We start from the raw sequence: 22,640 nt of genomic DNA, 5'->3' as shown, positions 1-22,640 counted from the left end.
ATGGGAGGTTTCTTGTCGTTCGTCAGGAAGGAGACGCTGCATATCGTGCGCGATCCGCGCACGATGCTCGTCGTGCTGGGCATTCCCGTCGTGCAGCTGCTCCTGTTCGGATTCGCCATATCGACCGAGGTGAACAACGTCAATGTGGCCGTCGTCGCGCCGCACCCGACCGAAGCGGTCCGGCAATGCGTGGCCCGGCTGGAAGCGAATCCCTATTTCACGTTCAAAGGCTATGTCGCCGGGCCCGAGATCGACCGTACGCTGCGTTCCGGCAGGGCCGATGCCGTGGCGGTCTTCGCCGACGATTTCGACCGCCGGACGGCAGTGTCGGCCGGCGGAGGGGCTGCGGCCCCGGCCGTGCAACTGGTCATGGACGCTTCGAATCCCAATATGGCCGCGGCCGGGGCCGCCTATCTGCAGAGCGTGCTGCTGCCCGGGGCGTCCGGGGTTCCGGACGCATCGCCCGGGACGCGCCTGCTGTACAATCCGCAAATGAAGAGCGCCTACAATTTCGTGCCGGGCATCATGGGGTTGATCTTCATCGTCATCTGCGCGATCATGACCTCCGTGTCGATCGTGCGCGAGAAGGAGACCGGCACGATGGAAGTGCTGCTCGTCTCGCCCGTGCGGCCGATCCGGATCGTCTTCGCCAAGATGATCCCCTACTTCGCGCTGTCGTGTCTGAATCTGGTCTCCATCCTGCTGCTGGCCCGTTTCGTACTGGACGTGCCCATGTCGGGCAGTGTCGCGGGAATCGTGTGCCTGTCGCTGCTCTACCTCGCCCTGGCATTGGCGCTCGGGCTGTTCATCTCCACGATTTCCGACCGGCAGGTGACGGCGCTGGTGATCTCGGCCATGCTTATGCTCATGCCGCTCATCATGCTCTCGGGCATGGTTTTTCCGATCGAGAACATGCCCGGCGTTCTGCGCCTGCTTTCGTGCGTCGTTCCGGCCCGCTGGTATATCGACGCTATCCGCAAACTGATGATCGAGGGACTGCCTTTCGCCGCGGTTCTCGGGGATTTCCTCATCCTTTCGGTTATGACCGTCCTGCTCGTCGTCATTGCGCTGAAGAAGTTCAACGATAAACTCGAATGACGATGCGTACACTCGCGGTTTTGCTCGAAAAGGAGTTCCGGCAGTTTTTCCGCAATCCGTTCCTGCCGCGGATGGCGCTCATGTTTCCGATGATGGTGATGCTCGTGATGCCGTGGGTGACGACCATGGACATCCGGCATGTCAGCGTGTCGGTCGTGGACTGCGACCGTTCGCCGGCTTCGCGGCGGATCGTGCAGAAGATCGGCGCTTCGGATTATTTCACGCTCTGCGGCGTATCGGACGATTTCTCCGCGGCGCTTCGCAGTCTCGAAGCCGGGAATACCGATGCCGTGCTGGAGATTCCGCGCGATTTCGGGCGCAGCCTCGAGGAGGACGCACCGCGGCGCGTGAGCATTTCGGCCAACGGGGTGAACGCCACGAAGGGCACGTTGGGAATGCAGTACCTCGTGCGGACGGTCGCGGCCTCCGTCGCCGAGCTGCGCGGCGAGCGGGGATTGTCGGCGCAATCCGATCCCGTCGTGGTCGAGAACCGTTACAATCCGACGCTCGAATACCGCAATTACATGATTCCGGCGCTGATGATCATGCTGCTTATCCTGCTCTGCGGCTTTCTTCCGGCGCTGAACCTCGTGGGGGAAAAGGAGACGGGCACTATCGAACAGATCAACGTCACGCCCGTGAGTCAGTTCGCCTTTACGCTGGCGAAGCTGATCCCCTACTGGGCGATCGGCCTCGGGGTGCTGACGCTGGCCATGTCGCTCGCCTGGGCGGTTTACGGCCTGGTTCCCGTCGGGTCGCTCGGCGCCGTTTACCTGGCTGCGGCGCTTTTCATCTTCGTCATGTCGGGATTCGGTGTGATCGCGGCCAACTATTCGGCGACCATGCAGCAGACCATGTTCGGCATGTTCTTTTTCGTGATGATCTTCATCCTGATGAGCGGCCTGCTGACCCCCGTCGAGTCGATGCCCGCATGGGCGCAGCGGATCACCTGGTTCCTGCCGCCCCGCTACTTCATCGGCATCATGCGGGCGGTTTACCTCAAGGGGGCGACCGTCGCCGATCTCCGGACCGACTATGCGGCTCTCGCGCTCTTCGCCGTGCTGTTCAACCTCTGGGCGGCGCTGAGCTACCGGAAACGGTCGTAAGCGCCTTCCCTTCCCCGGACACGGCGGGCCGTTCCGCCCCGGCCGGGCCGAAAGATGCCGCGGGCAGACCGATATGCGCGGCGGTCCGGGGAAACTCCCCGGATAATCGCTATATTTGCAGAACCGGGGAAAACGGTTTCGCCGGTGTAAAAATCATCCGTTATGAAACGAACGTATTTCCTGTTGCCGCTGGCCGCCGCGCTTGTCGCCGTCGTGCCGCAGCCGCTCCGGGCCTGCACCGGCATCACGCTCCGGGCCGCCGACGGGACCGGTGTCGTCGCCCGCACGATCGAATGGGGCGGCAGCGATCTGAACAGCCGTTATGTCGTCGTGCCGAGGGGGTATGCCCGGCGCTCCTTCACGCCCGACGGTATGGACGGGATGCTGTTCACGGCCCGCTACGGCTATGTCGGGCTGTCGGTCGAGCGCGAGGAGTTCGTGGCCGAGGGACTGAACGAGGAGGGGCTGTCGGCCGGACTCTTCTACTTTCCGGGTTACGGCGAGTACGAGGCTTACGATCCGGCGCGGAAGGAGGAGAGCATCGCCGACTTGCAGCTCGTGTCGCTGGTGTTGGGCGCATGCCGCACGATCGACGAGGTGAAGGAGCTGCTCGGCAACGTGCGTGTCATCGGCATCGACCCGCGCGCCTCGACCGTGCACTGGCGTTTCGCCGACGTTTCGGGACGTCAGGTAGTGCTGGAGATCGTGGACCGCCATGCGGTGTTTTATGAGAACGAGCTGGGCGTGCTGACCAACTCGCCGGGCTTCGAATGGCAACTGACCAATCTGAACAACTACGTCAATCTCTATCCGGGATCGGCTCCCGAACGCCGGATGGAGGGCGTCCGCCTCGCGGCGTTCGGGGCCGGCAGCGGCATGCTGGGGCTGCCGGGCGACGTCACGCCGCCGTCGCGGTTCGTCCGTGCGGCGTTCTACCAGACGACCGCTCCGCAGCGGGCGACGGCCTTCGACGCCGTGCTGCAATGTTTCCAGATACTCAACAATTTCGATATTCCGGTCGGGGTGGAGTTCCCGCAGGGCGAGCTTCCGGCCGATATTCCGAGCGCCACGCAGTGGACCTCGGCGACGGATCCTGCGGGCCGGACGATCTACTACCGCACGATGTACGACAGTACGATCCGCAGCATCGACCTGCGTGCGATCGACTTCGGACAGGTACGGTATCGTTCCGAGCCGCTGGACGAGGTGCGGCGGCAGCCCGTCGTTCCGGTCCGGATCGGATAGCAGCCGCTTTGCGCGCCGCCGTTTCCATCACTGCCGGGGACGGTGCGGCCGGAGGTCCCTCCCCCCGCCCTTCCGCTCCGCTTCGAATCCGGGTCGCTTTGTCGGGAGGACGAGGAATGTTTCCGCGGAAACGCCCCTGCTGCAAAAAGGCGGCAGGGGCGTTTTCTTCATGGTTCGGCGATTCCGGACGGGGTGTTCTCAGGTCCGGCGCGGCGGCCCGTTCCGGAATCTCCGGCGGATCATTCGACTGTCGGGAATTCGATCGTCTCGCTCTCCTCGTTCCAGTCCGTGATCGTGAAGTCTCCGGGATTGCCCTCCGGCAGGATTTCGCCGATCACGACGTTGAGCGTCAGCAGCGTGTTGGCCGAAAGCGAGGAGTTCAGGGTTTGCGTCAGCTTGTGGATCGAATTGTCGGCCAGCGTGATATACAACTCCAGCGTGGGATTCGGGGCGGAAGGGAACAGCATGACCGTCGCGTTGCTCATCGTCGTATTGTCTTCCGAGCGCGAGAGGTCGAAGCGTACGGTTTTCGTCTGGTTCACCGGTTCGGCCGTGTAGAAGTTCAGCTTTTCGGCGATGCCGCCGATCTGCACCTTCACGCTCTTGACGTTGGAGTTGAACACGGCGTTGTCCTTCTGTCTGAGGTTTACGATCAGTCCGGCACTGACGCGGATGAGGCCCGTATGGAGCTCTTCCGATCCGATCCGGGTCTCCTGTACGGCGTGTACGAGGTCATAGACCGGTTTGTAGGTTCCGTCGCCGTAGGGTCTCAGGCTGAAGTACATGTCGGCGAGATTGGCTCCCTTGACGATGCCCGGGCTGTTGATCTCGGGCGAATTGTGAATCGGTTCCTCGTGCTTGGGAGTGCCCCAATAGACCATGTTGTAAGGACCGATCGGCAGATGGAGTTCCCGGTTGTTGTTCCCGTAGACGTCGCCCTGTACGATCGTGTAGTACCCGTTGAAGATCGTCAGTTTGCCGTTGATGTAGTTGCCGAAATAGTCGGATCCGCCCGCCCTGCAAGGGAAGATTTCGAGAATGCCGGTGAACGGGGCGTCCTGCGCCACCTGTTCCGTGATCCGGGCGCTGATTTTCGGGGTTACCAGATTGTCGGGCGTTCCGGAGCCGTTGTTGTTGTCGTCGTCGGAGCAGGATACGGCGGAGAGCAGAAGTGCGAAAGCCCCTAAAAATGCATGTTTCATAATGTCTGTGTTTTTGAGAATGAATAAAAAAAATCGCAGCGTATAGGTTCGTTTTAACCTATACGCTGCATAAGTTATACCAAATCGGTTTTTCGGAAAGGTTTCGGAGAAAGACTTCGTTCATGGACAGGTCTTTCCACCCTCCTGTTTTACAAAGGTACGGAAATAAAACCGGAATACCAAATAATCGCCGGATTATTATTCCCCCGGCACGGCCGCATCACGGATTTCCGGCCGGATTTCTCCGGAAGTCCGTGCCCGCCGGGCGCTGGTAGATGCGCAATCCGAACCGGGGCAGGATGGCGATGATGTGGTCGAAAAGCGCGCTTTGGAAGGTTTCGTAGGGAATCCAGTCGGTCGCTTTGGTGAAGCAGTAGATCTCGACTGGGATGCCTTCGGAGGTGGGTTGCAGGGTCCGCACCATCTGGAGCAGATCGGGGCGGATGCCGGGGTTCGACTTCAGGTAACGTTGCATGTAACTGCGGAAAATCCGCGTATTCACAACGTTTTCCGACAAATCTTCCTTCTGTGCCAGTCCTTCTTTGAGGAGCCGTTCCGTCTCTTCCGGCGTGCAGAACCGCACCGTGGAGGCGTCGAGCAGGACGGAACGTTTGATACGCCGTCCGCCGCATTCGCGCATGCCGCGCCAGTTCTGGAACGAATCGCTGACCAGCGCGTACGGAGGGATCGTCGTGATCGTCTTGTCGAAATTCTGCACCTTGACCGTGGTGAGCGAAACTTCGGTCACGTAGCCGTCGGCGCCGTATTTGGCCATCGTGATCCAGTCGCCCGGGCGCAGCATGTCGTTGGCCGAAAGCTGCACGCCGGCCACCAGTCCCAGGATGCTGTCCCGGAAAATCAGCATCAGCACGGCGGCGGAGGCGCCCAGCCCGGCCAGGATCGTCGTGGCGTCGCGGCCGATGAGGATGCTGACCACGAGGATGCAGCCGACGGAGACCGACAGCAGCTTGATCATCTGGTAGATGCCCTGAAGCGGCCGGTTGCGCAGAGTCTCGTGTTCGTCCGAAATTTCGCGGAGCGTGTCCAGAAATACGCTGACGAGCATCAGCGCGACGACGATCAGGTAGATCAGACACCCCTTGCGGAGCAGCTCCAGCAGAACGGGCGAGCTGTCGAAGGCCAGCGGCAGGAGTATGTACCACACGATCGGCGGAATGAGCCGGCAGGCGCCGTGCATGACCTTGTCCTGGAAAAGATGGTCGTCCCATGTCGCCCGGGTCCGGGAGCTGATTTTCTGCAATGCCGGGATGATGAGGCGGCGGAACGCCTTCGTGGCGAGATACGAGACGAGGAGTATTCCGGCGATGACGACGATGCGGATCTCCCATTCGGAGTGCAGGCCGCCCAGGCCGGCCCGTTGCAGCAGCCGGGCTATTTCGAGATTCAGGTCTTTCATGGCGAGTTCGGGTTTGCGGGGCTGCCGTCCGCGGAGGACCGGCGCGCCGCCGCAGGCAAATTTACGATCGAAACGGCTAATCTGCAACTGTGTGGGGCGTTTTCCTTCGGCCGGGCCGGAATTCCGCCGTCCGCCGCATGTTCCCGGCGGCGGCTCCGGGGCGTGCCGCCTTTCGGCCGGAAACATGGGCGTCCGCCCGGACGGCGTGCGTCGGGGCGCCGTCGGGGCGGCTGAATGCGCCCGAAAGGAGGACGGGCGGCCGGAGAAATGTCCCGGTTTTTGCAGTATCCGGTCGGAGAACGCCGCGCGGAGCTACCTGCCGGCCTTCGCAGTTTGTATCAACATAAAATCATTTGCCATGAAAGAGAGTATCCATTCCGGGAGAGGAAGTGTCCGGGCCGTGTTCGCAGGGCTGCTGGGAATCGTGTTTTTAATGACCGCCTGCGACGGCGGGGAGACGAAGCAGGGGCCCGCGGCCGGACCGACGGCCTCCCTTACCGTTACGCTGAAGGGACAGGAGCCTTCCGTGCGGGCCGTGGCTCCTGCGGGCGATCCGGAGCAGGAGGAGCTCGCCGCGGCGGAAAACAGCGTGCATAACGTCACGGTGTTCGTTTTCAATGCCAACGGTACGCTGGACAAGAAGCATACCTTCGCTCCGTCGGTCCTTTCCGAGACGATTACCGGACTGCTCGCCGGACCGAAGAAGCTGGTGGTGCTGGCCAACGTCCCTTCGACCGTCTCCTTCCCGGACGGTATCGACTACGACTGGTTCGCCGATGTGCGGAACGTCATCGGCCTCGACACGCAGAAGACCGCGGCCGACGGGTTGTTCATGAGCGGCGAAGGCTCGGTGACGCTCACTGCCAACGCCTCCGAGACGAGTACCGTGGCAGTCAGCCGGCTTGTGGCGAAGGTGAAGCTGGGAACCGTCTCCATCGTACCCGAGGCGGGACACGATGCGGCGAAGTTCGCCCTGACCGGGGTGATGGTCATGAAGGCCCGCGGATCGGCGCAGATGGGCGTGCCTTCGGCGGCTTATACGCCCGATCTCTTCTACGGAGGCATGAAGGGCGGCAAGAGCGAGGCCCGGGACTACCTCGCGGAGACCGTTACGACGGAGGATCACGCCAACCGCTACTTCTACGTGCTGCCGAGCGACAACGCCGACGGGAACACGACGCTCATCACGCTGGCGGGAACCTATGCCGGGGAACCGACCTACTTTTCGTTCCGCATTAACGACGGAACGGTGACGGGCGGCGGTACGAACGACGGAACCTTCATCCGGCGCAACAGCGTCTATACGGTCAATGTGACGCTCAGGCGGCTGGGCGGCGGCAGTACCGATCCGGAGGTCACGGCCGATCCCGCGTCGCTCACGGTCACCGTCGAGCCGCAGGAATGGGCGACCGAACTCGTCCAGAACGTAGAGTGGTAGGCCGTGCGGGAACGTTCCATAGCGTTGCTGGCGCTCGCGCTCCTTGCGGGATGTATCCGCGAGGACCGGGCCGGCTGTCCGCCGTCGCAGGCGGGGCGGTCGGTCGTCCTGAAGATCGTGGACGCCGCGACCGGGCGGGACATCACGGAGAGCGGTGCGGCCGGAGAGGCCGAACTGTTCCTCTTCTCGCCGGACGGGACCTTCGCGGGCCGTGTCTCCGTCGGATCGGAACAGGTCGTGCATCACGTGCCGGTTCCGCTTCCGGGTGCGGATCCCGGGGCGTGTCGGATCTCGGTCTGGGCCAATGCCGGGGAGGGGCAGCTTCTGCGTATTCCCGCCGACGGAAGTCGTATCGGGGAAGCGGCCGTCTCCCTGATCGGGGACGGCGACGGCTACCACGGCGTGCCGGACGACCTGTATTTCGGCAGCGCGCAACCGGCTCCGGCGGGTGGCGAGACGCCCGAAGAGGTGGTCGTCGTCCGCAAGAACGCGCGGATGCATATTACGGTCCGGGGGTTGGACGCCGGTTTGCCGGAGGAGCGTTACTACCTGACCGTGCGACTGCCCGACGACGGCTACGACTATGAGGGCAATCCGGCGGGCGGAACGGCCACGATCCGCCGGAGCGGCGCTTTCGACGACCGGGGCGATCTGACGACCGGGGCGGCGTTCAACGTCATCCACTCCGGAACCGTGGCCGAAGCGGTGACCGTAACGCTCTACGAGCGGGCGGCCGGCAGGGCCGTCGCGGACCGTGCGGTGATCGCGGTGACGGAGAACGACGACGGACTGCCCATCGCCCTGCCCTCGGGGCGGACGTCCAACCTGCTGATCGACCTGCGGGACGGAACCGGAGTGACGATCCGCACGGAGATTACGCCTTGGAACGAAGTGTATCAATGGGAAATCTGGTAACGGTTATGAACGAATGCGAAAAAAGCTGGAAAGTCCGCTGCGGACGGCGGGCCGGAACGATCCGGTCGCGGGCGGCGGTTGCGCTGGCGGTGCTCTGTCTGTTCGGGGCGGCCTGTTCCGAAGACCCGTCGTCCGGGGCCCCTGAGCGGGAACCGGCCGGCGGTGAGGCGGTCGTGCGCCTGACGATCGCCCCGCCGCGGCCTTCGCTTCCGCAAATGCGGGCGGCGGAGGACCTCGACGAGGCGGAGAGCCGGGTGGGAACGGTCCGGGTGCTCGTCTTCGAGCAGGAGGGCGGCCGTTACCTTTACCGCAATATGGCCGAAGGCGAGCAGGTGCGGTTCTCCGGGAGTGCGACGCGGTTCGAGGTGCGGCTTCCCGGGACGCCGAACCCGGTGAAACTGGCGCTGGTGTGCAATTACGGCGATGCGTTCGAGAGGTATGCGCCTGCTGCGGGGAGCGACGAGGCGACGGTCCGGGAGCGGATCGGACGGTCGTTCTCCGGGCTGACCGGGGATCTGCCGATGTACGGCGAGATACCTCTTCCGTCGGGATTGCGGGCGGATGCGGAGAACCGCTTCGATGTCAGGCTGCTGCGCGCCGTGGCGCGGGTCGATGTGACGAAGGCGCTCGATGCCGGTTCCCGTCCTTTCCGGATCGGGGAGGTCTATGTCTATCGGCCGAACGACAAAATAAGGATCGTTCCGGACGACATGGGTTCGGCCGAGTCGCCGCGCGTCACGGCGCCTTCGGTGTTTGCAGGGGCACAGAAGTCGGCGGAGCCGGTGAAGGTGACCGCCGCGGAACCCGACCCGGCGTCGGTCGCGGGAATCTGTCTCCCGGAGTCCGCGGCCGAGAGCGACCCGGCGGCGCAGTTGTCGGAGGCAACCTGCATCGTCGTCGGCGGGTACTACGACGGGCAGGAGCGGCTCTCCTACTACCGGATTGACTTCGACCCGGGCATCGACGGGCATCCGTTCGGACAGGTGCTGCGGAATTACAAGTATGTTTTCCGCATCCGCAAGGTGCTGGGCGAGGGATGGAGCGATCCCGATACGGCCGCGACGAGCCGGGCGACGAGCATTGCGGTCGAAACGGAGGCGTGGGAGGATTTCACGACGGAGATGTATTTCGAGGGCGACAATTACCTCGGGGTCTCCGCCCGCAGCGTGTCGCTCGGCTATGTCGCCGGGAAGACGGCGCGGGTGGACGTGCAGGCCTCGGTCCCCTACTCGGTCCGCTGGCTCGACGCTTCCGGCGTTCCGACCGGCGGCGAGGCGTCGCAGACCGGCGAGGTGCTGGAGAACGGAAGTTTCTCGGTCGCTATCGGCCGCGACGCCGGGGCCGGAGAGACGCTCTCCTACCTGTCGTTCTCGGCGCTCGCGGACAACCGCACGGATCGGGATGTAACGGCCCGGCTGCGGGTGACCGGAGGGCGCTGGACGTTCGACATCACGGTGACGCAGGGAAATCCCTCGCAGTTCAGGACCCGGATCGTGCGCGTGCTCTCCGTGCAGGAGATCGGAGACCTCGGGACGAACACCCCGACTTCGGCCAGCGGACTGCCCATGCGGCGTATCCTGGACAATGCGAAGAATTTCTCCCCGGGCGGAACGGTCGTCATCGGCGGCTTCTCCTTCTCGGAGGCGTCGCGGGCGGAGATGCAGGCCACGGGGACGGGGAGCGCCGCGGACAAGGAGATTTTCCGGAGCATGCAGGCGACGATCGGGGCGCAGGATGTGATCTATCTGACATACAACACCCCGATTTCGAACGAGTTGGCGCAGGTGGTCCTTGCCTGGCTCCGGGCTGCTCCCGGCCGGGTGCTGATCGTCGGCACGGACACCGATACGAGCAACGCGCAGTTGCGGCAATACCTGACTTCGGACGGCACGTGGAAATACTATTACCGGAACAACCTGGGCGGACAGTTCCGGCGGGCGGCGCGGACCGATGCCAACGCGCGCTTCTTCACGATGCCTTTCGGAACGGTGGCCGAGAATGCGCCCGTCGTCCGTGCGGACGACTATGCGGCCTACTGCTCTGACTATCCGTCGCGGGTGACTCCGCTGGTGGTCAGCGACGTTTCGGGGCAGGGCGGCACGCTCATCGTGGGGGTGAACGGTACGGACCGGATCGTTTACCTGGGAGACGCCAGCCTCCACCAGTACAACCGGCTCAGTTCGCAGGCCAATGCCGACGGTACGGTGACGACGGATTTCGACCGGCTGATGGCCAACCTCTGGGCATGGATCGTGGAACGCGTGTGCGGGGCCGGGTGATGGGCCGGGACCGGAACTTCATAGAATCGCAATGTGATGAAAAACTATCTGTACGAAACGGCAGTCCTGCTCTGTCTGGCACTGCTTCCGGGCTCGGGCGCATCGGCGCAGGAATGTTCGGCCCTCCGGACGGCCGGGCCGCGGTTCGCCGTCCGGACGAACGCGCTCTATTGGGCGACGGCGTCGCTCAACGCCGGATTCGAGGTGGGGCTGGACCCGCGGACCTCGTGGGAGGTGGCGGGCGGCTACAACCCCTGGACCTTCGGAGACAACCGGAAACTCAAGTTCTGGACGGCGCAGACCGAATTCCGCTACTGGCTCCGCAGGCGTTTCGCCGGGCATTTTTTCGGGCTTCATGTCCTCTATGCCGACTACAACGCCGGGGGTGTGAAGCTCTTCGGCATGGGCGACCGCCGTTACGAGGGCTTCCTCTACGGCGCGGGGCTTTCCTACGGATACCAGTGGGTCGTCGGCCGGAGATGGAACATCGAGGCGATGCTGGGCGTGGGATACATCCGGTCGGAATACGACCGCTATGTCTGGAAGCGCTGCGGGCGGTTTCTGGGCAGCGGCCGCCGGAACTATTTCGGTCCGACGCGGGTCGGCGTGTCCGTCGGTTTCATGATACGGTGAGTTCCCCTGCCGGCGTCCGTTCCGGGACGCGGCGGCCGTTTCCCGCGCAGGCGACCTTCCGGCCGTTCGTGCGGCGCATATCCGTAATCCGGGTTGGAGAATCCGTAATCCATCTACACGGAAATTCATTTTTATTCGGTATTTTTGCAACATAAATTCGGAAGTTTATGTTGCGGAAAATCCGACGGACGCTCGCCGTTCTCTTCTTCGCGTGCATCACGCTGCTCTTCCTCGATTTCACGGGGACGCTCCATGCCTGGCTGGGATGGATGGCCCGGGTGCAGTTCCTGCCGGCGGTGCTGGCGCTGAATGTCGGTGTCGTGGCGGCGCTCGCGGTGCTGACGCTCCTTTTCGGCCGGGTCTATTGCTCGGTCGTCTGCCCGCTCGGGGTGTTTCAGGATTTCGTCGCCTGGCTCGGCGGCCGCGGGAAAAGGCGGAAGTATCGTTTCTCCTACTCTCCGGCCCGGCGGTGGCTGCGCTGCGGGACGCTGGCGCTGTTCGTCGCGGCGCTGGTCGCCGGCGTGGGTTCGCTGGTCGCTCTGCTTGCGCCGTACAGCGCCTACGGACGTATCGCCTCCAACTTCTTCCGTCCGGTTTATCTCTGGGGCAACAATGCGCTGGCCGCGGTCGCCGAGCGTGTGGGAAGCTATGCGTTCTATGAAACGGAGGTCCGGGTGGCGGGCCTGCCGACGTTGCTGATCGCTGCTGCGACGTGCGCCGTGCTCGTCGTGCTGGCGTGGCGCAACGGCCGGACTTACTGCAATACGGTCTGCCCGGTGGGGACGGTGTTGGGGTTCCTCTCGAAATATGCGCTGTTCCGGCCCGTGATCGACCCGGAGAAATGCCGGGACTGCGGCTTGTGCGCCCGGGGGTGCAAGGCCGCCTGTATCGACTACCGGAACCGCCGGATCGACTATTCGCGCTGCGTGGCCTGCATGGACTGCCTCGACGTTTGCAGGCACGGGGCGGTCGGCTACCGGTTTCGCACGAAGACCGCCGCATCCGTTCCGGGAGCGGCGGCCGGAAAACGGACGGAATCGGCGGCTCCTGCCGATACGGGCCGCCGGAATTTCCTGACCGGAACGGGGCTGTTGCTCGGTGCGGCGGTCGCCCGGGCGCAGGAAAAGAAAGTGGACGGCGGTCTGGCCGTCATTCTGGACAAGCGGGCGCCGCACCGCATCACGCCTCTCGTGCCGCCGGGCGCCCGGTCCCTGCGCCATCTGGCGACGCACTGCACGGGTTGCCAGCTCTGCGTCTCGGTCTGTCCTAATCACGTTCTGCGGCCCTCCGCCCGGCCCGAGACGCTCATGCAGCCCGAATCCTCCTACGAACGCGGCTATTGCCGCCCCGAGTGCACGAAGTGTTCGGAGGTCTGCCCTACCGGTGCCATCCTGAGGCTCACGGCGGACGAGAAGTCCGCGGTTCAGATCGGCCATGCCGTCTGGGTGCGGGAGAACTGCGTGCCGCTCACCGACGGCGTGGAGTGCGGCAACTGCGCCCGCCATTGTCCCGCGGGGGCCATCACGATGGTCGCCTCCGATCCGGCGTCGCCCGGTTCGCCGAAGATTCCCGTCGTGAACGAAGAGCGCTGCATCGGCTGCGGCGCCTGCGAGAACCTCTGTCCGGCGCGGCCGTTCAGCGCCATCTATGTCGAAGGACACGAACAGCACAGAATCATTTGATCCGAAAACGTATGGATACGAAAAACAGACACGCGATCGGCCGCCGGGAGTTTCTCAAACGGCTCGGTGCCGGGGCCGCCGTATCGACGGCGGCATTGGCCGGGTGCGCCCCGGAGCGCGGTCCCGCAGCGGACGGTGCCTCCGCTTCCGGAGAGATTCCGACCGATGCGATGACTTTCCGCATCAATCCCCGGACGGGCGAGAAGGTTTCGCTGCTCGGATACGGCTGCATGCGCTGGCCGACCGTGGGCGGTGACGGACCCGATGCCGACGAGATCGACCAGGAGACGGTGAACCGGCTGGTGGATTTCGCCATTGCGCACGGGGTGAACTATTTCGACACCTCCCCGGCCTACTGCAAGGGGCAGTCCGAGCGCGTCACGGGCATCGCTCTCAAGCGCCACCCCCGCGAGAAGTATTTCATCGCCACGAAACTCTCGAACTTCGCCCCTTCGACCTGGAGCCGCGAGGCGTCGCTGGCCATGTATCGCAATTCGTTCCGCGAATTGCAGGTGGATTACATCGACTACATGCTGCTGCACGGCGTGGGCATGGGCGGCGGCATGGAGGAGTTCGAGGCCCGCTACATCCGGAACGGGATGCTCGATTTTCTCCTCGCCGAACGCGAGGCGGGCCGCATACGCAACCTCGGCTTCTCGTACCACGGCGATATACGCGTCTTCGACCGTCTGCTTGCCGGACACGACCGCTATCGGTGGGATTTCGTGCAGATCCAGATGAACTACCTCGACTGGCGGCATGCCCGGGAGATCAACCCGCGGAACACCGACGCCGAGTACCTCTACGGCGAGTTGGCCGGGCGCGGCATTCCGGCCGTCATCATGGAACCGCTGCTGGGCGGCCGTCTGTCGAAGGTCCACGATCACATCGTCGCCCGCCTCAAGCAGCGCGAACCCGGCCGGAGCGTGGCGTCGTGGGCCTTCCGCTTCGCGGGGTCGTATCCCGGGGTGCTGACCGTGCTGAGCGGCATGACCTACATGGAGCATCTGCAGGACAACCTGCGTTCGTACTGTCCGCTGCAACCGCTGACCGACGAGGAGCGGGAGTTCCTCTTCGCCACGGCCGACCTGATGATGCAGTACCCCACCATTCCGTGCAACGACTGCAAATACTGCATGCCGTGCCCTTACGGACTGGACATTCCGGGTATCCTGCTCATTACAACAAATGCGTCAATGAGGGGAACGTGCCGGAGGACCGCCAGGCGGAGAACTATCGCAAGGCCCGGCGGGCGTTCCTCGTGGGTTACGACCGTTCGGTTCCGCGGCTGCGGCAGGCCGACCGCTGCATCGGCTGCAATCAGTGCGTTCCGCACTGTCCGCAGAACATCCGGATTCCGCAGGAGATGCAGCGTATCGACCGCTTCGTGGAACACCTCAAACAGGGAACGCTATGACGATGCGCCGTCTGACCGAAATTCTGCACGGGGGCGGCTGGTCGCTGGTCGTGGACAACGGAGCAATCCGCACCTTCTCCGGCCGGGGCGTCTCCGACCTGTACGGGCTGCTGACGCGCGAACCCGAAACGCTCCGGGGGGCCTCCGTGGCGGACAAGGTGGTGGGCAAGGGCGCCGCGGCCCTGATGGTTCTGGGCGGCGTGAAGGAGGTGTATGCCGACGTGGCGAGCGCTCCGGCCCTCGGACTTTTCGCCGCGGCGGGCATCCGGGTCGTTTGCCGGGAGGAGGTTCCTCACATCGTCAATCGCACGCGGACGGGCATCTGTCCCGTGGAGCGTCTCTGCGCCGACTGCCGCACGGCCGGGGAGTGCCTGCCCCGTATCGGGGCATTTCTGGAGAATCTGCCGTAAGGAAGGAAAAACGTGAAATAACATGCTATGGAAACTACCGTGAAACTCTATTCGCTGGAGTACAGGGAGGCGAAAACCTATTCGTTGGCGGCGCTGTTCGTCGCGGGCAACATCGTCCTGCCGCAGTTGTGCCACACCGTGCACATGGGCGGACCGACGTGGCTGCCGATCTACCTCTTCACGCTCGTCGGGGCCTACAAGTACGGCCGCTGCGTCGGATTGCTGACGGCTGTCGCCTCGCCGCTGCTCAACTCGGCGCTCTTCGGTATGCCGGCCGCCGCCGCGCTGCCCGCCATCCTGCTCAAATCGACGCTGCTGGCCCTGATCGCCGGATTCGCCGCCGCCCGCTTCCGCAGGGCTTCGTTGCCGCTGTTCGCCGCCGTGGTGCTGGCTTACCAGACGGTCGGCACGCTGGGCGAATGGGCCCTGTCGGGCAGCCTCTACGCCGCGGCGCAGGATTTCCGCATTGGAATTCCCGGGATGCTGCTCCAGGTATTCGGCGGCTGGGCGGCAGTCAATTACCTGATCCGAAGATAGACACCTGATTTTGCATAAAACGACCGAATCATGCGAGCATACGCTTATGTCGGACCCGGGAGGTTCGAACTGCTGGACAAGCCCCGCCCCGAACTGCGGGATTCGCGCGACGCCATCGTGCGCGTCACGCTCGGAAGTATCTGCACGAGCGATCTGCACATAAAACACGGCAACGTGCCGCGCGCCGTGCCGGGCGTGACCGTAGGTCACGAAATGGTCGGCGTCGTGGAGCGGGTGGGCGACCGTGTCGCATCCGTCCGGCCCGGCGACCGGGTGGCGGTCAATGTCGAGACGTTCTGCGGCGAGTGCTTTTTCTGCCGGCACGGCTACGTGAACAACTGCACCGATCCCGACGGCGGTTGGGCGCTGGGCTGCCGGATCGACGGCGGGCAGGCGGAATATGTCCGCGTACCCCATGCCGATCAGGGACTGACCCCCATTCCCGATACGGTGAGCGACGAACAGGCGTTGTTCGTCGGCGACATTCTGGCCACGGGGTTCTGGGCCGCCCGGATTTCGGAGATCGGGCCGGAGGATACGGTGCTCGTCATCGGCGCCGGACCGACGGGCGTCTGCACGTTGCTCTGCGCCATGTTGAAACGGCCCCGGCGCATCATCGTCTGCGAGAAGTCGCCCGAACGGATGCGGTTCGTGCGGGAGCACTATCCCGACGTGCTCGTGACCGGACCCGAGACATGCCGGGATTTCGTGCTCCGGCACAGCGATCACGGCGGGGCCGATGTCGTGCTGGAGGTGGCCGGTACGTCGGACACGTTCCGTCTGGCCTGGGAGTGCGCCCGTCCCAATGCCGTCGTGACGGTCGTCGCGCTTTACGACGAACCGCAGATGCTGCCCCTGCCGGATATGTACGGCAAGAACCTGACGTTCAAAACCGGAGGCGTGGACGGCTGCGACTGCGCCGAGATTCTGCGCCTGATCGCGGCGGGAAAGATCGACACGACGCCGCTCATCACGCACCGCTTTCCGCTGAGCCGGATCGGAAAGGCGTACCGCCTGTTCGAGACCCGGTCGGACGGTGTGGTGAAAGTGGCGGTCGAGTGCGGGAAATAGCCGGATCCGCCGGAGCGGACCGGAAAACGGAGAAACATACTGGAATTATGATGACACTGGATGATTTTTTGAAACTCGCCCGGGCGGGCCGGCCGCTCGCTTCGGCGGAAACGCTTGAATTCATGGATCGCATGAGCGACGAGGCTCGTCGCATCACCTGCCGGCTGAACGCCTCCTACCATACGCCCGACGAGGTGCGCGAACTGCTGGAACAGCTTTTCGGAAAGCCCGTGGATGCGTCGGTCCGGCTCTTTCCGCCGTTCTATACCGATTTCGGCAAGAACATTTCGGTCGGCCGGAACGTCTTCATAAATGCCTGCTGTCACTTCCAGGATCACGGCGGCGTGACGCTGGGCGACGGCTGCATGATCGGTCACAACGTGGTTTTCGCCACGCTCAACCACGAACTCGATCCCGCGAGGCGCGCCGAAATGACACCCGCCCCTATCGTGCTGGGGCGCAACGTGTGGGTGGGATCCAATGCGACGATTCTTCAGGGTGTCACGATCGGCGACGGCGCCGTCGTGGCGGCCGGGGCGGTCGTGACGCGGGACGTGCCGGCCGCTACGGTCGTGGGCGGAGTTCCCGCCCGGCCGATCCGCCGCATCGGATGATCCGGTTTTAGAAGCGTGCGGACGGCTCGGTGCGACACCGGTTTCGGGAAGAGATTGATGATGACCACGCAATGAGGCGCGCTGCCGATTACGGCAGGCAGGCCGATGGCTCCGCCGGGGGCGTATGCGCTTATTCCGTGATCTCGATCAGGTTCTCCTCGGGGCCCTCCACGCAACTCTCGTAGCAGCCGTCGCCCGTGATGCGCGGGCCGCTGACGATGCGGTACCCGTTCTCCCGCAGCTCCCCGGTGAGCCGATCTACGGCCTCGCGGCTCCCGGTGCCGAATGCCAGGTGGATGTAGCCGCTGCGCAGCGGCTCCTTGCGGGGATCCGTCATGTCGGGCCGGTGCATGATTTCGAGCCGTGCGCCGTCGCCGAAACGCAGGAAACAGCTTCTCAGTCCCGTCCGCGGGTTGTGGTACGGCTCGCCGCATACGGCGCCGAAGAAGCGGACGAAGAATTGCCGGGTCGCCTCCAGGTCCCGGACGTACATGGCCGTGTGGTCGATTCGTATCATTCTTCCGTGTCGTCTTCCGGCCGGATTCGCTTTTCTCGGGTCGCTCCGCGTCGGCCGGATGCGGGGAACGACCTTTCTCGGTTTCTTTCGGAACTGTCGTATAAAGATAACGTTTGTTTCCGTTCGGTGCAACAGCCCGAGGACATCTTCCTGCTCCGGAAGTGTTTGACGGGTTTCCTGTCCGCACGGTCGTCCGTTCCGCCATGCGCCGCGAAAGAAGGTCCGCCGCGCGGTTCGTTCCTGTGCGGCTATTCGGTCAGGTAAAGTCCGACATGCGAAATCCGGGCCGGGGCGCGGGTTCCGTCGATCGTGACGCGCAGTTTCCGCGCCGTGCGGGCCTCGGGCAGGCGGACGATCCGTTTGTAGCCGATCGTCGTACCCTCGGCTGCCGTCTCCCACGTCCGACCGTCGTCCGATATCTCGATGCGGAACCGCTCCACGCGCTGCCCTTTGGCGATCTCCTCCTGCAACATCACGGCGTCGAACGGCCCGTCCTTCACGTCGAATTCCCGCGCTTCGTCCGCCCGGGCGGTCCAGAGTGTGTCCCCGCCCGCCGCAAGGTTCCGTGCGAAGCTCCGGCGCAGCCATTCGCCGAACTCGTGCAGCCGTCGCGCGTCGTTCTCGTGAATCCGTCCGCGGCGGTCGGGCGGCACATTGAGCAGCAGCACGGAGTTCGATCCCACCGAGGCGAAATAGATCTCCTTCAGCGCCTCGAGCGACCGCACCTTCTCATCCTCCGAGGCGTGGTAGAACCAGCCCGGGCGGATCGACACGTCCACCTCCGAGGGATACCAGAACAGCTCCTTCGCTTCGTCGAGGATCGCACGGCTGCCCAGATCGGGCGAGGTCTCGGTGAGGGCTTCGACGGCGGGCGTCGGATCCTTCAGCCCGACACTCGCAGGGGCCAGGGCCGTGGCGCTCCACTCCTCGGCGCGTCCCCTGCCCGCTTCGTTGCCCACCCAGCGGATGTCGTCGCCCATGATGGCCGTGACGGCTCCGGGTTGCAGCTCCTTCACGGTGCGTATGTAACGGGCCCAGTCGTAAACCTGACGCTTGCCGTCGGCCTCCGAGCCGTTGGCGCCGTCGAACCATACCTCGGCGATCTCGCCGTAGCCGGTCAGCAGTTCGGTGATCTGCCGCACGAAAAAATCGTCGTAGGCCTTCCCCGTGCCGTAGCAGGCGGCGTTGCGGTCCCACGGCGAGACGTAAAGACCCATTTTCACACCGTACTTGTCGCATGAGCGGCGGAGCATCGCCACCACGTCGCCGCGGCCCTCCATCCAGCGGGAGTTCTTCACCGAGTGCTCCGTGGTTTGGGTGGGCCAGAGGCAGAATCCGTCGTGGTGCTTGGCCGTGAGCATCACCATTCCGAAGCCGGCGTCCCGGAGCGTTTCGACCCATTGGTCGGTGTCGATTTCCGTGGGGGCGAACACGTCGGGCGACTCCTTGCCGTCACCCCATTCCTTGTCGGTGAACGTATTGACCGTGAAGTGGATGAATGCCGTCAGCTCCCATTGTTGCCAGGCCAGTTGTTCGGGGGTCGGCACGAGCCGCGCGGCCATGGAGAGCTTCTCTTCCTGCGTGGCATCGCCGAATGCGACGTGTTTTTCGTAGTAGGTCTCCTCCCGCTGTGCGGCTCCGGAGCCGCAGCACGCTTCGCCCGCGGCAGCTACGCCTGTCAGCAGCAACGGCAATAATAATCGTTTCATTGTCAGGTATTCGATTCGGTTATTTCATACTTTGCATCAGAACGGAATGATGACGAATCCCCAGTTGTACGTGCTGTCCGCGGGGATTCTGTGCTGCGGTTCGGGCATGGCTCCCCAACTGTCGTATCCGCCCACCCCCTGCTGCTTCATGTCGATGCAGACCTCCACGAAGTCGCGGGGCGTGATGTCGTCGATATGCGTCTGCCGGGGTCTGACGTTGCGGGCGGCCGCTTCGTCGTGCTCCTTGTCCGCAGGGGTCAGGTTGCGCCATTGGTACGGTCTTCGGACAGCCTCCTCTCCGTCGAAATCCTCCACGGCGTTTCTCAGGGCGTTGAATCCGAAGAGACTGTCGGCCACGATCTCCAGGCCGTGCCGTTTGCCGAACCGCACGCGGCGCGTGTCGGTACGGTGTCCGTTCTCCTGCGGCCGGACGTAGGGGAAATACATTTCGTCGGCCGATGTGCTGTACAGTCCCACGAACGCCCCGGCGTTTCTGTCCGCGTAGTTTTCGCCGGGGCCGCGGCCGTAGTACTCGACCTGCCTCATCGCGAGGGGCATCCGGAAGCGGACTCCGATGCGCGGCACGTCGAGCTTCGCCGCCTCGCTGCGGGCCTTCTCGCTGCCCGGGGAGAACGTCGCGGTCCGGGCGGCTTCGGAGAGCTCCGTGGCCACGGCCTCCGCGTCGGTGGACGTGAAGGTCATGCGGGTTTCGACGACACCCGACGGATGGACCGTATAGCGCATGATGCAGAGGTTTCCCGCGGCGAGCAGGTAGGCGGCCTCGATGCGTACGGCGTCTCCGGTTTTCACGGCCGCGGCCTCCACGACGTCGAACTCGCGGCTCGACGTCTTCCACACCTGCAGCCGCTCGGGCATGGCGTTTCCGTAGTCGTTGTCCGTCGGGGCGCGCCAGAAATTGGGCCTCGGACCGAATCCGTCGGCGAAGTACTCGACGCCGTTCACGGCATAGGACGTCACCGAACCGCTCCGGCGATCGAATACGAAGCGCACGCGCGGCGACGAGACGGCGATCCGCTCCCCGTCGTCGTTCACTCCGAGTGCGGGGCCTTTCCGCGGCACGTCGGCCTTCTTCGGGGTCCCTCCCAGCGGGATCTGCCCCGCGGCGATCTCATAACCTGCGGGAACGGCCTTCGAGGCTTCGCGCGTGGTGACGGAGAAATCGGCGAAATACTCCCCTTCGCCGCGCATCTCTTCGGGACCGAATGTGGTGAAGACGGCCGATTCCTGCGGCGCGAGGCGCACGTCGAGCTCCTTTTCGCGCACGGTCTTTCCGTCGCGCACGAGGCGGCAGATGAAACGGTACTTCTCCGACGGTGTGAAGTAGAATCGGTTGGTGATGCGCACGCGGCCCGCTCCTTCGGATTCGAATCCGAAGTCCTGCTGCACGTACTTCACCTCCGCGAGCGCCGGATGCGGCGTGCGGTCGGGCAGTACGAGGCCGTTGCAGCAGAAATTCCCGTCGCTGGGGGTGTATTCCCCGCCGAAATCCCCTCCGTAGGCCCAGAAAGGGCGTCCCTGGGCGTCGTGCTCCAGCAGGCCCTGGTCCACCCAGTCCCAGAGAAATCCGCCCTGCAGGTTGGGATAGCGGTAGATCGCGTCCCACTGTCCGACGAAGTTTCCGGTCGAGTTGCCCATCGCATGAGCGTACTCCGACGGCATCACGGGCCGGTCGCTGCCCTTGCGTCCGATCTCTTCCAGCCATCCCGCGCCGGGATACTGCGGAACGTACATGTCCGTATTCCACTCCCACTGCGCCCGTTCGTAATTGACAGGCCGGTTCATCCAGGCGCTGTCGGCGGCCTTCGTCCAAAGGTAGGTTTGGTAGAAGTTGTATCCGTTTCCGGCCTCGTTTCCCAGCGACCAGAATGTGACCGATGCGTGGTTCTTGTTCCGTTCGAACATGTTGCGCGTGCGCTCCATGTGGGGTTTCAGCCAGGCGGGGTCGTTGCCCAGCGTGCCGCCCTTGCGCAGGTCGTAGTACATGCCGTGCGACTCGATGTTGGCTTCGTCGTAGATGTAGAGCCCGTATTCGTCGCACAGCTCGTAGAATTTCCGGTCCTGGGGGTAGTGGCAGAGCCTCACGGCGTTGAAGTTGTGTCGTTTCATCAGCTCGAAGTCGCGGCGCATCACCTCCTCCGTGACGTAGTGTCCCGTCACGGGATGGTGTTCGTGGATGTTCACGCCCTTGAACTTCACGGGCTGCCCGTTCACCAGCAGTACGCGGTAGGGCTCGCCGTTTTCGGCCCGTTCGTCCAGCCGGGCGAACTCGAAACGGCGGAACCCTACGCGGTAGGGCACCGTTTCGGTCTCCCCGCCGGGGCCGCGGAGGGTCATCAGCAGGGTGTAGAGATCGGGGCGCTCCGCGCTCCAGGCCTTGACGCCGGGGATGCCGGCCTCGAACCGGAGGGTGCGGCATCCGCCGGCTGCGATCATTGCGTCGCGCTGCCCTGCCGCGACCTGCCGGCCCGCGTCGTCGAGCAGCTCGTAGCTCAGCGTCGCTTCGGCATCGCTTTCGGTTCGGTTGGTCAGATCGGCCTCCAGGGCGAATATTCCGTCCCGGCATGCCTCGTCGAGCGTCGATTTGATGCGGAAGTCCCGCACGGCGACGAGCGGCTGCGACCAGAGGAACACGTCGCGCTCGATGCCGCTCATGCGCCAGAAGTCCTGACATTCGAGCCAGGAGCCGGTGCTCCAGCGGTAGATCTTTATGGTCAGCGTGTTCCGTCCGGGCCGGAGGTATTCGTCGATGAGGAACTCCGCGGGGTTCTTCGAATCCTCGTTGTAGCCCGCCTCGTGTCCGTTCACATAGACATATACGCCCGACTTGGCTCCTGCGAGGTGCAGGAAAACGTTGCGGCCGTTCCATTCGTCCGGAATTTCGAACTCCCGGCGGTATATCCCTGCGGGATTCGCCTCGGGGAGCCGGGGCGGCTGGGGACGGTAGGTCGCGAACTCGTACTGATGGTTGGTGTATATGGCCGTCCCGAACCCCTGGCGCTCCCAGTTTCCGGGCACTTCGATGTCATCCCACCCCGAGGCGTCGGTCGCGGGGTCCGTGGCGTCGGCGGGCAGATCGCGGGCATCCTCGGCGAAGAGGAACTTCCACGTGCCGTTGAGCGGCAGATAGAAGGGGCTCTTCTCGTAGCGCATGGTCAGCGCCCCGTCCCTCGAGGGATAGGACATGAAGTCGGTGCGGGGCGGGACCTTGTTCACCGACACGGTCTGTACGTCGTACCGGTAGGGGTTGTCGGCAGCGGCGGTCTGCGCCGACAGCAGCGTGAGCGCTGCCAGGATATTGATTCTCGGGTTCATGTAATCTGGTTTTGTCG

At 64.1% G+C, this 22,640-nt stretch carries 17 protein-coding genes and 1 pseudogene; 13 read left to right on the top strand and 5 right to left on the bottom strand.

Annotated features, from left to right (window positions below; genetic code table 11):
* The 3 genes from FME97_RS11955 to FME97_RS11945 all read left to right on the top strand — a co-directional run bounded on the left by FME97_RS11955 (position 1) and on the right by FME97_RS11945 (position 3,449).
* The gene (locus FME97_RS11955; protein WP_141429833.1) at positions 1 to 1,098 is read left to right on the top strand and encodes an ABC transporter permease; all 1,098 of its coding nucleotides are present in this window, start codon (positions 1 to 3) and stop codon (positions 1,096 to 1,098) included.
* Between the two features lie 2 nt (positions 1,099 to 1,100).
* The gene (locus FME97_RS11950) at positions 1,101 to 2,204 is read left to right on the top strand and encodes an ABC transporter permease (RefSeq protein WP_141429832.1); all 1,104 of its coding nucleotides are present in this window, start codon (positions 1,101 to 1,103) and stop codon (positions 2,202 to 2,204) included.
* A 162-nt stretch (positions 2,205 to 2,366) separates the two neighbouring features.
* Complete coding sequence (locus FME97_RS11945; protein ID WP_141429831.1) at positions 2,367 to 3,449, top strand: linear amide C-N hydrolase; 1,083 nt, start codon at positions 2,367 to 2,369, stop codon at positions 3,447 to 3,449.
* A gap of 239 nt (positions 3,450 to 3,688) precedes the next feature.
* On the opposite strand, the gene FME97_RS11940 is transcribed toward FME97_RS11945, so the two are convergent.
* Both FME97_RS11940 and FME97_RS11935 read right to left on the bottom strand, forming a co-directional pair.
* Positions 3,689 to 4,651: a FimB/Mfa2 family fimbrial subunit gene (locus FME97_RS11940; protein ID WP_141429830.1), complete on the bottom strand. Its 963-nt coding sequence runs from the start codon at positions 4,649 to 4,651 to the stop codon at positions 3,689 to 3,691.
* Between the two features lie 220 nt (positions 4,652 to 4,871).
* Positions 4,872 to 6,068 (bottom strand): mechanosensitive ion channel family protein, encoded by a 1,197-nt coding sequence (locus FME97_RS11935; protein WP_141429829.1) that lies wholly within the window; start codon positions 6,066 to 6,068, stop codon positions 4,872 to 4,874.
* 358 nt (positions 6,069 to 6,426) lie between these two features.
* On the opposite strand from FME97_RS11935, the gene FME97_RS11930 reads away from it, so the two are divergent.
* The 10 genes and pseudogenes from FME97_RS11930 (at position 6,427) to FME97_RS11885 (ending at position 17,064) form a co-directional block, all read left to right on the top strand.
* The gene (locus FME97_RS11930; RefSeq protein ID WP_232522894.1) at positions 6,427 to 7,506 is read left to right on the top strand and encodes a fimbrial protein; all 1,080 of its coding nucleotides are present in this window, start codon (positions 6,427 to 6,429) and stop codon (positions 7,504 to 7,506) included.
* 3 nt (positions 7,507 to 7,509) lie between these two features.
* Positions 7,510 to 8,421, top strand: coding sequence for a FimB/Mfa2 family fimbrial subunit (locus FME97_RS11925; RefSeq protein WP_141429828.1), 912 nt, complete (start codon positions 7,510 to 7,512; stop codon positions 8,419 to 8,421).
* A 5-nt stretch (positions 8,422 to 8,426) separates the two neighbouring features.
* Positions 8,427 to 10,700, top strand: coding sequence for a hypothetical protein (locus FME97_RS11920; RefSeq protein ID WP_232522893.1), 2,274 nt, complete (start codon positions 8,427 to 8,429; stop codon positions 10,698 to 10,700).
* A 36-nt stretch (positions 10,701 to 10,736) separates the two neighbouring features.
* Positions 10,737 to 11,333 (top strand): DUF3575 domain-containing protein, encoded by a 597-nt coding sequence (locus FME97_RS11915; protein WP_141429827.1) that lies wholly within the window; start codon positions 10,737 to 10,739, stop codon positions 11,331 to 11,333.
* Between the two features lie 167 nt (positions 11,334 to 11,500).
* The gene (locus FME97_RS11910; protein ID WP_141429826.1) at positions 11,501 to 13,015 is read left to right on the top strand and encodes a 4Fe-4S binding protein; all 1,515 of its coding nucleotides are present in this window, start codon (positions 11,501 to 11,503) and stop codon (positions 13,013 to 13,015) included.
* 11 nt (positions 13,016 to 13,026) lie between these two features.
* Positions 13,027 to 14,432 (top strand): annotated as a pseudogene (locus FME97_RS11905) (aldo/keto reductase).
* A 2-nt stretch (positions 14,433 to 14,434) separates the two neighbouring features.
* Positions 14,435 to 14,842 (top strand): DUF1893 domain-containing protein, encoded by a 408-nt coding sequence (locus tag FME97_RS11900; protein WP_141430039.1) that lies wholly within the window; start codon positions 14,435 to 14,437, stop codon positions 14,840 to 14,842.
* A 27-nt stretch (positions 14,843 to 14,869) separates the two neighbouring features.
* A complete protein-coding gene (locus FME97_RS11895) occupies positions 14,870 to 15,379 on the top strand; it encodes an ECF transporter S component (protein ID WP_141429825.1) in 510 nt (169 codons plus the stop codon).
* 30 nt (positions 15,380 to 15,409) lie between these two features.
* On the top strand, positions 15,410 to 16,450 hold the full coding sequence (locus FME97_RS11890; protein WP_141429824.1) for an alcohol dehydrogenase: 1,041 nt from the start codon (positions 15,410 to 15,412) through the stop codon (positions 16,448 to 16,450).
* Between the two features lie 50 nt (positions 16,451 to 16,500).
* Entirely contained in the window at positions 16,501 to 17,064 is a 564-nt protein-coding gene (locus tag FME97_RS11885; protein ID WP_141430038.1) for a DapH/DapD/GlmU-related protein, read from the top strand.
* A 130-nt stretch (positions 17,065 to 17,194) separates the two neighbouring features.
* Here the strand turns inward: FME97_RS11885 and FME97_RS11880 are convergent, their stop codons facing one another.
* From FME97_RS11880 to FME97_RS11870, 3 genes are all read right to left on the bottom strand, one after another.
* A complete protein-coding gene (locus FME97_RS11880; protein ID WP_198418187.1) occupies positions 17,195 to 17,581 on the bottom strand; it encodes a VOC family protein in 387 nt (128 codons plus the stop codon).
* A 248-nt stretch (positions 17,582 to 17,829) separates the two neighbouring features.
* Complete coding sequence (locus FME97_RS11875; RefSeq protein WP_141429823.1) at positions 17,830 to 19,290, bottom strand: alpha-L-fucosidase; 1,461 nt, start codon at positions 19,288 to 19,290, stop codon at positions 17,830 to 17,832.
* Positions 19,291 to 19,326: 36 nt separating this feature from the next.
* Positions 19,327 to 22,623 (bottom strand): glycoside hydrolase family 2 TIM barrel-domain containing protein, encoded by a 3,297-nt coding sequence (locus FME97_RS11870; protein WP_141429822.1) that lies wholly within the window; start codon positions 22,621 to 22,623, stop codon positions 19,327 to 19,329.
* Between the last annotated feature and the right edge of the window lie 17 nt (positions 22,624 to 22,640).

The sequence above is a fragment of the Alistipes dispar genome, assembly GCF_006542685.1.
Taxonomy (GTDB): Bacteria; Bacteroidota; Bacteroidia; order Bacteroidales; family Rikenellaceae; genus Alistipes; species Alistipes dispar.
This window is presented reverse-complemented; position numbering and strand designations above follow the sequence as displayed.

Excerpts from the sequence above, each read along its gene's own strand:
- FME97_RS11955 (WP_141429833.1), top strand. The coding sequence starts at position 1 with ATGGGAGGTTTCTTGTCGTTCGTCAGGAAGGAGACGCTGCATATCGTG.
- FME97_RS11950 (WP_141429832.1), top strand. The coding sequence starts at position 1,101 with ATGCGTACACTCGCGGTTTTGCTCGAAAAGGAGTTCCGGCAGTTTTTC.
- FME97_RS11945 (WP_141429831.1), top strand. The coding sequence starts at position 2,367 with ATGAAACGAACGTATTTCCTGTTGCCGCTGGCCGCCGCGCTTGTCGCC.
- FME97_RS11940 (WP_141429830.1), bottom strand. The coding sequence starts at position 4,651 with ATGAAACATGCATTTTTAGGGGCTTTCGCACTTCTGCTCTCCGCCGTA.
- FME97_RS11935 (WP_141429829.1), bottom strand. The coding sequence starts at position 6,068 with ATGAAAGACCTGAATCTCGAAATAGCCCGGCTGCTGCAACGGGCCGGC.
- FME97_RS11930 (WP_232522894.1), top strand. The coding sequence starts at position 6,427 with ATGAAAGAGAGTATCCATTCCGGGAGAGGAAGTGTCCGGGCCGTGTTC.
- FME97_RS11920 (WP_232522893.1), top strand. The coding sequence starts at position 8,427 with ATGAACGAATGCGAAAAAAGCTGGAAAGTCCGCTGCGGACGGCGGGCC.
- FME97_RS11915 (WP_141429827.1), top strand. The coding sequence starts at position 10,737 with ATGAAAAACTATCTGTACGAAACGGCAGTCCTGCTCTGTCTGGCACTG.
- FME97_RS11910 (WP_141429826.1), top strand. The coding sequence starts at position 11,501 with ATGTTGCGGAAAATCCGACGGACGCTCGCCGTTCTCTTCTTCGCGTGC.
- FME97_RS11900 (WP_141430039.1), top strand. The coding sequence starts at position 14,435 with ATGCGCCGTCTGACCGAAATTCTGCACGGGGGCGGCTGGTCGCTGGTC.
- FME97_RS11895 (WP_141429825.1), top strand. The coding sequence starts at position 14,870 with ATGGAAACTACCGTGAAACTCTATTCGCTGGAGTACAGGGAGGCGAAA.
- FME97_RS11890 (WP_141429824.1), top strand. The coding sequence starts at position 15,410 with ATGCGAGCATACGCTTATGTCGGACCCGGGAGGTTCGAACTGCTGGAC.
- FME97_RS11885 (WP_141430038.1), top strand. The coding sequence starts at position 16,501 with ATGACACTGGATGATTTTTTGAAACTCGCCCGGGCGGGCCGGCCGCTC.
- FME97_RS11880 (WP_198418187.1), bottom strand. The coding sequence starts at position 17,581 with ATGATACGAATCGACCACACGGCCATGTACGTCCGGGACCTGGAGGCG.
- FME97_RS11875 (WP_141429823.1), bottom strand. The coding sequence starts at position 19,290 with ATGAAACGATTATTATTGCCGTTGCTGCTGACAGGCGTAGCTGCCGCG.
- FME97_RS11870 (WP_141429822.1), bottom strand. The coding sequence starts at position 22,623 with ATGAACCCGAGAATCAATATCCTGGCAGCGCTCACGCTGCTGTCGGCG.